The 11,512-nt window shown below is 62.1% G+C and carries 10 protein-coding genes; 2 read left to right on the top strand and 8 right to left on the bottom strand.

Features of this window, described 5'->3' with window-relative positions; all coding sequences use genetic code 11:
• Positions 1-166: 166 nt before the first annotated feature.
• From NKJ81_RS30585 to rpsF, 7 genes are all read right to left on the bottom strand, one after another.
• The gene (locus NKJ81_RS30585) at positions 167-1,657 is read right to left on the bottom strand and encodes a replicative DNA helicase (protein WP_023677714.1); all 1,491 of its coding nucleotides are present in this window, start codon (positions 1,655-1,657) and stop codon (positions 167-169) included.
• Positions 1,658-1,863: 206 nt separating this feature from the next.
• A complete protein-coding gene (locus NKJ81_RS30580) occupies positions 1,864-2,832 on the bottom strand; it encodes a small ribosomal subunit Rsm22 family protein (RefSeq protein ID WP_352542732.1) in 969 nt (322 codons plus the stop codon).
• Between the two features lie 3 nt (positions 2,833-2,835).
• Positions 2,836-3,159 (bottom strand): YnfA family protein, encoded by a 324-nt coding sequence (locus tag NKJ81_RS30575; RefSeq protein ID WP_352467171.1) that lies wholly within the window; start codon positions 3,157-3,159, stop codon positions 2,836-2,838.
• Between the two features lie 83 nt (positions 3,160-3,242).
• Positions 3,243-4,532: a cyclopropane fatty acid synthase gene (locus NKJ81_RS30570; protein WP_352542731.1), complete on the bottom strand. Its 1,290-nt coding sequence runs from the start codon at positions 4,530-4,532 to the stop codon at positions 3,243-3,245.
• Positions 4,533-4,685: 153 nt separating this feature from the next.
• Positions 4,686-5,270: a 50S ribosomal protein L9 gene (gene rplI, locus NKJ81_RS30565; protein WP_352542730.1), complete on the bottom strand. Its 585-nt coding sequence runs from the start codon at positions 5,268-5,270 to the stop codon at positions 4,686-4,688.
• 272 nt (positions 5,271-5,542) lie between these two features.
• The gene (rpsR, locus tag NKJ81_RS30560; RefSeq protein ID WP_006203718.1) at positions 5,543-5,791 is read right to left on the bottom strand and encodes a 30S ribosomal protein S18; all 249 of its coding nucleotides are present in this window, start codon (positions 5,789-5,791) and stop codon (positions 5,543-5,545) included.
• Positions 5,791-6,291 (bottom strand): 30S ribosomal protein S6, encoded by a 501-nt coding sequence (gene rpsF, locus NKJ81_RS30555; protein WP_292663863.1) that lies wholly within the window; start codon positions 6,289-6,291, stop codon positions 5,791-5,793. Before rpsF ends, rpsR begins: the two co-directional genes overlap by 1 nt.
• Before the next feature lie 454 nt (positions 6,292-6,745).
• On the opposite strand from rpsF, the gene NKJ81_RS30550 reads away from it, so the two are divergent.
• Positions 6,746-8,290 carry a pilus assembly protein TadG-related protein gene (locus tag NKJ81_RS30550; protein ID WP_352542729.1) on the top strand — a complete coding sequence of 515 codons (1,545 nt, stop codon included), beginning with the start codon at positions 6,746-6,748 and terminating at the stop codon, positions 8,288-8,290.
• A 31-nt stretch (positions 8,291-8,321) separates the two neighbouring features.
• On the opposite strand, the gene NKJ81_RS30545 is transcribed toward NKJ81_RS30550, so the two are convergent.
• A complete protein-coding gene (locus NKJ81_RS30545; protein WP_352471090.1) occupies positions 8,322-10,247 on the bottom strand; it encodes an LTA synthase family protein in 1,926 nt (641 codons plus the stop codon).
• Between the two features lie 247 nt (positions 10,248-10,494).
• On the opposite strand from NKJ81_RS30545, the gene fabD reads away from it, so the two are divergent.
• Positions 10,495-11,472, top strand: coding sequence for an ACP S-malonyltransferase (fabD, locus tag NKJ81_RS30540; protein WP_352471091.1), 978 nt, complete (start codon positions 10,495-10,497; stop codon positions 11,470-11,472).
• The last annotated feature ends 40 nt before the right edge of the window (positions 11,473-11,512 follow it).

The following is an 11,512-nucleotide window of genomic DNA, read 5'->3' as shown; positions in this document are numbered from 1 at the left end:
AAAATCCAAACCATCGACCTCAACCTCGTCGAGAGATAGCATGGAGCACTGTTCGCGATGTCCTCGCACACCTGTTCGCGATGTCTCCGGTCCAAACACCCCCTTGAGGGGGAGATGTCCGGCAGGACAGAGGGGGGTGCGAAGGAATGAGACCTGTATCAAGAGGTCACTCGAACCGGTCCGGCAAATGATGCTCTTCCGCAAGGTCCGAGAAGCGGGTGAATTCGCCCTGGAAGGCGAGGCTGACCGATCCCGTTGGGCCGTGGCGCTGTTTGGCGACGATGACCTCGGCCTTGCCGCGCATCTCGTTCATCTCGTGTTCCCATTTGATGTATTCGTCGGTGCCCGGCTTCGGCTCGCGGTTCTTCAGATAATATTCCTCGCGGTAGACGAACAGCACCACGTCGGCGTCCTGCTCGATGGAGCCCGATTCGCGCAGATCCGAAAGCTGCGGGCGCTTGTCGTCGCGGCTCTCGACCTGGCGCGACAGCTGCGACAGCGCGATGATCGGCACCGCCAGTTCCTTGGCTAGTGCCTTGAGGCCGGTGGTGATCTCGGTGATTTCCTGGACGCGGTTTTGCGAGGATTTCGCGCTCGATCCCTGCATCAGCTGGATATAGTCGATAACGATGACGTCGAGGCCGCGCTGGCGCTTCAGGCGACGCGCGCGGGCCGACAGCTGAGCGATGGAAATGCCGCCGGTCTGGTCGATGAACAGCGGGATTTTCTGCATTGTCTGCGAGCAGGCGACCAGCTTTTCGAAATCCATCTCGCTGATCTCGCCGCGCCGGATTTTCGACGACGGGATTTCCGTCTGTTCGGAAATAATGCGGGTGGCCAGCTGTTCGGATGACATTTCGAGCGAAAAGAAGCCGACGACGCCGCCATTGGCCGCCTTGAACGAGCCGTCCGCCTGCTGCGCCGGGACATAGGCCTCGGCGATGTTGAAGGCGATATTGGTGGCGAGCGAGGTCTTGCCCATGCCGGGGCGGCCGGCAATGATGATCAGGTCGGACGACTGCAGGCCGCCCATGCGGCGGTCGAGATCGCGCAAGCCGGTAGCAACGCCCGACAAATGCCCGTCGCGCATATAAGCCGCATTGGCCATGTCGACGGCGGTCTTGACGGCATCGGTGAAGCTCTCGAAGCCGCCATCGTAGCGGCCGGTTTCGGCCAATTCGAACAGGCGGCGCTCGGCATCCTCGATCTGGTCGGAGGGCGACATGTCGACCGGCGCGTCATAGGCGATGTTGACCATGTCCTCGCCGACAGTGATTAGCGCGCGCCGCGTCGCCAGATCGTAGATGGCGCGGCCATAGTCGGTGGCGTTGACGACGGTGACGGCCTCGACCGCCAACCGCACGACATATTGCGCCACCGTCATGTCGCCGACCTTCTCGTCGGCCGGCAGGAAGGTCTTCAGCGTGATCGGCGTCGCGATCTTGCCCATGCGGATGAGCTCGGCCGCGACCTCGAAGATCTTTCTATGCAGCGGCTCGTAGAAATGGCCGGGCTTCAGGAAGTCGGAGACGCGGTAGAAGGCATCGTTGTTGACCAGTATGGCGCCGAGCAGCGCCTGCTCGGCCTCGATATTGTTCGGCGCCTCGCGATAGAGCGGTGTTTCCGCCACGCCGAATTTTCGTGCTGCCTCTGCCATGATGTCCCCGGTCCTGATCCCCGTCTCTCGATATCAGAACGAGACAAGTCGGTGATGACTTATCTGCATCAGTCCCCAACCAACCAACTTTGATGCCCGCGATTCACAGCCAGGATCTTTCGGTGGAAAGAATCTCGATTGACTCGAATCAAGATGGCGAGCCTAGCCGTTCTCGGGCGAGAACAAAACAGGAAAACAGCTGCCGGTCATTCCGGCAAGGCATCACCCCAATCCAGTCGCCGCGCGGCCTTGAACGTCTCGCCGTCGCGCTTGGTGAACAGTCGCTCGGCAGCACCCCCATCCTGTTCGCAAAGCTTCAGCAAGACCTTGCCGGACCCCGACTTCGGCGGTGCGATCACTCGCGCTCGAGGCGGAGCGGCCGGATGGCGGGAGGCCGCGACAAAGATGAATTTCTCGTCCTCCCACGGCACCTCGGCATCCTTGGCCAGACGGTGTAGGCGCGAGCGGGCGACGCGGCGGGCGAAATGGCACCAGTCGGGGGCAACGAGCGGGCAGGGCGCCTCATGCGGGCAGGGCGCAAGCACGTGCGCGCCCGCCTCGATCAACTGCCGCCGCACGGCAAGAATACGCTGCCAGCCGGCCGGCGTGCCCGGCTCGACCACCAGCAGCGTGTCTGCGGTCAGCTGCCAGAGCCGGTCGACGAGTTTTGCCAGCGATGCCGGCGCGATCTCATCCAGCACATAGGCTGAAGTCACCAGCTCGGCCGGCTCCAGATCGACCAGGTCGATGGTGATGTCGCCGGTCCGCCAGGCGGTCCTGGCCGTGATCGCATCCGCGGCAAGTGCTTCGCCGACCCTTCGTACCGCGGCGCCGGCCTCGAGTAGCACCGCCTGTTCGAGATCCGGCCAGAGATTGATTGTGGCCCAAAGCACCGTGCCAGGGCCGGCGCCGACATCGAGCAAGGTCTTCGGAGCATAGTCGGGCCGAGACTCGCCCACCGCATCGAGGCTGGCGCGAACGGCCGCATAGGTCGCCGGTAGCCGCGTTGCCAGATAGGCCTTCACCGCCATGTCTTCGGCCATGTGCAGGCGACCGTCGCGCAACTCTGCGCGGTAGCGGTCCGACAGCGTCTTTGCCGCTTGCTTAAGCATCGGCAAAGGCACCTGTTCGAGAAGGCGGTCGACGCCTTGTCTAAGCGGGACGGGCAGTTCCATCGCTTAGGCAGTCCGAGGTGCGAGCAGAATGACCGAGGCGCCAACGATGCAGATCGCGGCACCGGCAAGATCCCAGCGGTCGGGGTGCACGCCTTCCGCCAGCCACAGCCAGGCCAGCGAGGCGGCAATGTAGATGCCGCCATAGGCGGCGTAGGCCCGGCCCGCCGCGCTGGTGTCGACCAGCGCCAGCAGCCACGCGAATAGCACGAGCGAGACGAGACCGGGCGCCAACCACAGCGGCGACTTGTCCAGCCGCCACCACGCCCAGAACGAAAAGCAGCCGGCGATCTCGGCAAGTGCGGCGGCGACGTAGAGGAGGTAGGTCATGAAAAAAGGGTCCCGCGTTTGACGGGACCCTTTTCAGCGTGCCGGCCGGCAATGGCAAGTGGCGATGGCGTGATGCCGGCAGTCTACTCCGGATCCGCCACCTTGCGGCGGCGAGTGGGCTTGGCAACCGGAGCCTTTTCGCGACGTCCAAGATCGCGCATCTCCAGCGCCTTCTCGCAACTGGCCATGTAGTCGCGCGTCATCGGCAGCGTGTCGTTCTTCTTGGCAATCTGGATCTGGAAGATCACCAGATCCTGCCAGCGGAAGGCAGCTTCCGAGGCGGCAAGATAGAACTCCCACATGCGGCAGAAGCGCTCGTCATAAATCGCCTTGGCCTTGTCGCGGTTGGCGGCGAAGCGCTCGCCCCAATGCTTCAGCGTCTCGGCATAATGCAGCCGCAGAACCTCGATGTCGGTGACGACGAGCCCCGATTTTTCGATGGCCGGCATCACTTCGGATAGCGACGGGATGTAGCCGCCCGGGAAGATGTACTTGCGGATGAAGGCGCTGGTTGCCCACGGCACGCCGGAGCGGCCGATCGTGTGCAGCAGCATGACGCCGTCCGGCTTCAGCAGCGTCGCCGACTTGTCGAAGAAGGTGCGGAAATGATTGACCCCGACATGCTCGAACATGCCGACGGAGACGATGCGGTCGAAACGTTCATTGAGTTCGCGATAGTCCTTGATGTCGAAATGCACCCGGTTTTGCAGGCCTTGCGCATGGGCGCGGTCGGTGGCGACGCCGTGCTGCTCGGTCGACAGCGTCACGCCCTGTACGTCGACGTCGAACGCCTTGGCTAGATAGAGCCCAAGCCCACCCCAGCCGGAGCCGATATCAAGAACCGTCTGGCCGGCCTTCAGCCTGAGCTTGGCGGCGATATGGCGCTTCTTGGCCGCTTGGGCCTCGTCGAGCGTCATGTCCGGCTGCTCGAAATAGGCGCAGGAATATTGCATGTCCTCATCGAGGAAGAGGCGGTAGAGGTCGCCCGACAGATCGTAATGGCGCTGCACGTTGCGGCGCGCCCGCGACGCCGTGTTGATCTGCTGCAGGCGCCGGAAGGCGTGGCGCAGACCTTCGATCGCCTTCGACCAGGTGGCATCGATACCGCCGCTGCCCATGTTCTGGAAGGCAATCCGCATCACCCCCAGCACGCCGCCCTCGAGAATGTCGAGTTCACCGTCCATGTAGGCTTCCGGCACCGCCAGCATCGGATCGAAGGTTATTGCGCGCTCGGCATGCCTTGTCTTGATGTGCATGTGCACCGGCTCGCCGCTGCCGTCACCGAAAGTCACCATCGAGCCTTGCGGCCCTGTCACCTTGAGATTGCCTGTGCGGACCAGGCGGTCGAGAACGCGTTTCAGCAGAATATTCATGACCAATTGTCCCCTCTCGGCCAGACATGCTGTCCTATTCTGCATCAAGATATAGGGGTTCGAAAAGTTCCATTTGGCATAAAAATGCCCGGGTACGAGGCCCGGGCATTGGTCCAGAATAGCGATTAGCCGGCGAATGCCGACGAATGACGATCAGCCGTTGTCTTCGCCGCCTTCGAACTCCGCATTCGGATCGAAGAAGTTTTCCGGCCGCGCATTATCGTTGATGTCCTCGCCGTAGATGGCTTCGGCGGTGGTCAGCGTTTCGCCCTTGGCCTGGCGCTCGGCTTCGTCGGCCGTGCGGGCAATGTTGAGCGTGATGGTAACCTCGACTTCCGGGTGCAGCGCGATCGCCACATTGGTGACGCCGATGGTCTTGATTGGCTGGTTGAGCAGGATCTGGTTGCGGTTGACCGAAAAACCTTCCGCCGTCACCAGCTCGGCGATGTCGCGCGTCGAGACCGAACCATAAAGCTGACCGGTTTCGCCGGCCGAGCGCACGGCGATGAAGCTCTTGCCGTCGAGCTTTTCTGCAATCTGCGCGGCTTCGGACTTGCGCTCCAGGTTGCGGGCTTCAAGCTGGGCCCGCTGTCCCTCGAACTTCTTCTTGTTAGTTTCGTTGGCGCGCAGCGCCTTGCCTTGCGGCAGCAGGAAATTGCGGGCAAACCCGTCCTTGACCTTGACGGTATCGCCCATCTGGCCGAGGCGGGAAACGCGTTCGAGAAGAATGACTTCCATGGTTTTGTTCCTTCGCTTGGGCGCTGTCCTCAGGATCGGCGCCGAGTTGTCTGGAACAGGTCAGGAAGCTGGGGCGTCGTCGCCTGTGTCGCTGTCCTGCCTGTCGCGGCAGTTAGGATCTCTTGTTGAAATCCAACCCGGGATTTGGTGTTCGATCCGGCTACGCCCGTCGTGGCCGGTGAAAAGCGGGCGGCGAACCGCCCGCTGGCTAGACCATGATCCCGAAAAGTGGAAACCGGTTTTCGGATAAGATCATGGTCAACTAATCAGTGTTAGCGGACCACGTAGGGCAGCAGGCCGAGGAAGCGGGCGCGCTTGATCGCCTTGGCGAGCTCGCGCTGCTTCTTCTGGCTGACGGCGGTGATACGCGATGGAACGATCTTGCCGCGCTCGGAGATGTAGCGCTGCAGAAGCCGCACGTCCTTGTAGTCGATCTTCGGCGCATTGGCGCCGGAGAACGGGCAGGTCTTGCGGCGACGGTGGAAGGGGCGCCGGGTTGGGATCTGGTTGATGTCGACCATTATTCTGCGGCTCCTTCAAAGCCTTCGCGCGGACGGCGCGGGCCACGATCGGCACCGCCATCGCCGAAGCTGCGCGGCGGACGATCACCACGGTCACCGCGATCGCGGTCGCCGAATGAGCGCGGGCCACGATCGCCACGGTCGCGGTCGCCGAAGCCGCCGCGTTCCGAGCGCTCTTCGCGCTTCTGCATCATTGCCGACGGACCTTCCTCATGCGCATCGACCTTGATGGTCAGGAAACGCAGCACGTCCTCGGACAGGCCCATCTGGCGCTCCATCTCGTTGAGCGCGGCCGGCGGGCAGGTGATGTCCATGAGTGTATAATATGCCTTCCGGTTCTTGTTGACCCGGTAGGTGAGGGACTTCAGTCCCCAGTTCTCGACCCGGCCGACGGACCCGCCATTCGCGGTGATGACGCCCTTGTACTGTTCGACAAGCGCATCGACCTGCTGCTGCGAGAGGTCCTGCCGGGCAAGAAACACATGTTCGTATAGAGCCATAGTGTTTGTGCCTTTCTTCGTTTCTCTCCCGGTTCCCGGCGGCAAAAGCCTCTGCAACTTCTCTGACCCGCAATCCTTGCGAAGGCGGGGAAGAAAGGAGCATGACGAGACGGTCGAGAGCGGAGACACGGGAGACGGAAGCGCTTCTGGCTTCACGCGAAGGTTTCGAAAAACCTCCGGCCCTCCGTTCAGCCCCCAGCAAGGACCGGCAGATTGCGGGCGTCTATACAGGAATTTGACCGCAAAGCAAGGCCAAACGACGGAGCAAACGGCCCTACCGTCCCAGAGCGCCACGGGTCTCGACGGCAAGGCTTACGGATCTCCTGAAACCGGACCTTAACCACCATGCGAAGTTCCAGCACCGGCGGGCGTGGCGGCAACCCGTCGTTCATCATGCGGATGCAAAAGCAAACAGTCTGCGCGAGTTCGGCACCAAGGCGGTTTGGGGACAAAAATGCTTTTCGACAAATTCTGCCGTTCGAAGAGCGGCAACTTTGCCCTGATGCTGGCGTTCGGGCTGCCTGCGGTTCTGACCGCCGTCGCCTTTGCCGTGGACGTGTCCACCTTGATGAGGGCCAAGGTCAGCTTGCAGAATGCGCTCGATTCCGCGAACCTTGCATCTTCGCATCTCGGCGACATCGAGGCTTCGCGCAAGGACGTCTTCGACCGCTACTTCCAGACCAATGTCGCCGGCCACAGCGAGTTGAGGAACGCCGAAGCGACGCTTACCGTGGAAAGGGGCCTCAATTACATCCAGACCAAGGCTGTCGCCACGGCGGACGTCAATTTGAACTTCGCCTTCCTGTTCGGCAACGACAAGCGCATCACCGTCGATGCCGGCGCCGTCGAATCGACCAATCAGCTCGAAGTCGTGCTGGTGCTCGACAATACCGGGTCGATGGCCAGCAACGATCGCATCGGCGCATTGCGGACGGCGGCGACGGCCCTGATCGATATGCTCGAAGCGGCGAAGTCGCCGACGCGCAGCGTACGTGTCGCGGTGGTGCCGTTCGTCACCGCCGTCAACGTCAAGGGCGAGGACTACGATCCGGCCTGGATCGACATGGCCGGCAAATCGCCGAACAATGGCGCCAATTTCCCCTTGGTCGGCGGCAAGCGCGTCAACCATATGGATCTGTTCAAGCAATTGGGCGTCGAATGGAGAGGCTGCGTCGAAGCGCGGCCAGGAACCAACAATGTTTCCGACATTTCGCCCGACCAAAACAAACCGGACACCCTGTTCGTACCTTATTTCGCGCCGGACGATCCAGGTAACGCTAGAAATCCAAACAGCTCCTACGGCAATTCAGCGACCGGCTACAACAATTCCTATCTCGACGATACCGTCGTCACCCTGCTTCCCGGCCTCACCAGCGACATGGCGAAGTACAGTGTTTCGACGATGAAGCTGATCAACGACAAGAGAGGCCCACTGACTATCGGCCCAAACCGGGCCTGTCCGACGCCGATAGTGCCGCTGACCGATGATTTCGACAAATTGCGGAAGGCCGTCGGTGAGATGATCGAATGGAACGGCTCGGGGACCAATGTTTCGGAAGGCTTGTCATGGGGGATGCGGGTGCTCTCGCCGGAACCGCCTTACAGCGACGGCGCGCCGTTCAGGGCGTCAGGCACGACCAAAACGGTGCTGCTGCTCACCGACGGCGAGAATGTTGTCTATGGCGCGAAGGATACGCCACAGAAGTCGGACTATGGCTCCTACGGATTCCTGGCCTCGGGTCGGTTTGGATCCAGCGACCAGACCGCGGCTGCGCGCAATGTCGACGATTGGACAACCAATGTATGCAACACATTGAAGAAGCAGGACGTGCAGATCTTCACAGTGCTGCTGCAGGCCGACACCGCAGCCAACCGCAAACTCTACGAGGCCTGCGCATCGTCGCCGTCGGATTATTACCCGACCAACGACGTCAGTCAGCTCGAAGGCGTCTTCCTGAAAATCGGAAGCTCGATTTCGCAGCTGCACTTGACGAACTGAACGACGTCGGCCGCTCTCCCGCCGCCGCTGCTCAACTCGTGTGTGCAGCCACTTTGCCTGTGGTTTCGGGGAAGAAATCGGGCGCCGCATGGCGCTTGCCGAACATCATGTCGTATTGCAGCAGACGGAAGTCGCGGATTGCCGGATCGATCTCTTTCTGACGCGACCAATCGGGGGTGGCGTCGCCCCCCGGTGCCAAAAGCAAATTGCGGTCGATAACGCGGTAGCGCTCTCGCAACTGTCCGAGGAAGCCGGTGTAATAGGGATGGCTGATGCCGGCTGTCTTCAGGATATGGTAGGGCAGGAAGGACGGGCTGACGGCGCCCAGATCCTCGGTCGGGCCGCTGCGATTCGACCAGACGATCAGCGGCGTCTGGTGGTGCAGCAGCATCTGGTCGGCCGCCTCCTTGCGCGGCGCAACATTGTCCTTCAGGAAGCCGGTCTCGACGTAGACCGGCCCAAGCGGCGGCAGATGGTCGCCGAAGAACGCGATGACGGTCGGCCGCTCGCGTTTCTTCGCCCATTCGATCAGCCGCTCGAGGCCGCGGTCCGCGTCGGAAGAGCCTTCGGCATAGCTCAACAGCGATTCACGCGCCCATTGGCTGATCGGCGCCTGCACCTTGTGGGTCGGATTGTTATAGCGATACGGCTCATACGGCCCGTGGTTCTGCAGGCTGACGGCGAAAAAGAACACCGGCTCGGCGCTGGTATCGGCTTCGTGGATGATCTCGTCGGTCATCGCAGCGTCCGACGCGAGCGGTCCGCGCTTCTGCATGGGCGGCAACGTCTCCTCGGACTTGAAGTCGTTGAAGCCGAAATCGGCATAGACGGCCCCCCGGTTCCAGAACCAGTTAGTGCCGGGATGGATGGCGCGCGCCCGGTAGCCCTGACTTTTCAGGAAGGTCGCCAGCGAGGGAGTCGGTGTCCGCACATATTGCTGGTAGGGAATGCTGCCCGCCGGCAGGAAGGCGTTGGAAAAGCCGGTCAGGGCCTCGAACTCGATGTTGGCCGTCATGCCGCCGAACTCGGGCGAGAACATGTAACCCGTGCGCAGTGCCCGCACATTGGGGATAGGGTCGGGTGTGATGGTGACGCCGGGTAGCTTGGTCGGATCCCAGAAGGATTCGCTCATGACGACGATGATGTCGGGCTTCTCGGCAGGTACCGAGGCGGTCACCTGCGGTTTGCCGATCGCTTCGATCGCCTTGTCGGAATAGCCGGGCGGCGCCGAGACATGCGCCATCGGAACGTTAAGCGCGAAGGCGAGCGCAAAACCGTTCGAGGCATAGTTTTCCTTCTGGTCCCACATGATCGGGATGATCTGCAGCCGGTCGCGCGTCCACGAGAAAGTGGCATAGTCCATGATGGAAACGAAGAAGGCGATCAGCGGTACTGTCAGCGTCAGCCGGGCAAGGCGGCCCTTGTGGCTGAGCGCCGGAACGCGGCGGCGCCATAGCCGCCAGCCATAGACGAGCAGCGACAGCCCGCCGACGATGCCGATCGCCAGGGCAATGGCGGTTCCCGGGCGATCGCGTACCAGAAGCGGCATCAGTGCCACGATCTGCCGGGAATAAAGGAAATCGGTCGGATAGAGCGGATCGCCGAGATACAGCGACTTCTGGTGGCCGACGAACGCCAGCGACAATGTCAGCGGCGCGACGATCATCAGGCTCTGATGACTGCGGCCGAGCACGGCGTCGAGGCCGATGAGGATCAGCGCAAAAATGATGATCGTGGTCCAGCCGGGTTTGAAAGGCTGCAGAAAGAAATCAATGGTGCCGGCAAAGTTGCCGCGCACGATCAGTTCGATGGCAAACACAAGGATGGCCGCAGCCAGCAAGCTGATAAGGCCATAGCGGATGACAGGCCATTTGCGCGCCGGCAGATAGCCGGTCGACGGATCGCCTTCAAGAAACTGGGGCGCCGCCTCGGCTGCGCTCTGCTTGGTCTTTGCCACTTCAATAGTTCCCCGGCCCGCAACAAAAGCGTCACTCGATTGTCATCGAACTGTCACGCAAAGCCTAGCGCCTGTGGCGGAAATAAGAAGAGCCAGCAAACAAATCGTGAGCGGTTTTCATCATGAGTGATCGCCAAAAAGCCTGCCGAAACAGGCACTCGGCCGATATTACGCGATCAAGGTTGGACTTGACTTGGCCGCACGCCTTGCGTCACAGGCAACGTGAACCAGCAGCTGGGAGCCGCCGATGGCCATCGCATTCACCTTTCCGGGGCAGGGCAGCCAGGCTGTCGGCATGGGCAAGGACCTCGCCGATACCTTTGTGGAATCGCGGCGGATCTTCGAGGAAGTTGACGACGCGCTCGGCGAAAACCTATCGAAGCTGATCTGGGAAGGCCCGGAAGAGACGCTGACGCTGACCGCCAACGCCCAGCCGGCGCTGATGGCGGTGTCGCTTGCCGCAATCCGGGCGCTGGAGGCGCGCGGCTTCTCCCTGAACGGCAAGGTCACCTATGTCGCCGGCCACTCGCTCGGCGAATATTCGGCACTTGCGGCCGCAGGTTTCGTTTCGGTCGCCGACGCCGCCCGGCTGTTGCGCATCCGCGGCAATGCCATGCAGGCGGCTGTGCCGGCCGGCGAGGGCGCCATGGCGGCGATCATCGGGCTGGAACAGGCCGACGTCGAAGCCGCTTGCGCAGAGGCCGCCCAGGGCGCCGCCAAAGATCCCGCACAAGCCTTGGTTTGCCAGATCGCCAATGACAATGGCGGCGGCCAGCTGGTGATCTCCGGCGCCAGGCCAGCGGTCGAACTGGCGGCGAGGCTATGCACGGAGAAGGGCGCCAAGCGGGCGCTGATGCTGCAGGTCTCGGCGCCCTTCCATTCGGCATTGATGAAGCCTGCGGCCGAGATCATGCGGGAGGCGCTGGCCGCCGTGACGAAGAGTGCGCCGGTCGTGCCGCTGGTCTCCAATGTTACGGTGACCCCGACGAGCGATCCCGACGAGATCGCCCGCCGACTCGTCGAACAGGTGATCGGGCGCGTGCGCTGGCGCGAAACGGTGGAGTGGTTCGGCAGCAACGGCGTTGTGACGCTTTACGAAGTGGGCGCCGGCAAGGTGCTGTCGGGGCTGGCCCGCCGCATCAACCGCGACATTGCCACCAGCAGCATCGGATCGGCGGCGGAGGTCGAGACGGCACTTGCCGCCTTGGGTGACCACGTAGCTTGAATTCATCAGTGCTTGCCGCTACATGAATACATGTATCGCA

It is taken from the genome of Mesorhizobium sp. M0018, assembly GCF_040323955.1.
In the GTDB taxonomy this organism is placed as follows: Bacteria; Pseudomonadota; Alphaproteobacteria; order Rhizobiales; family Rhizobiaceae; genus Mesorhizobium.
The sequence above is the reverse complement of the archived record's forward strand: the minus strand, read 5'-3'. Positions and strand labels throughout refer to the sequence as shown.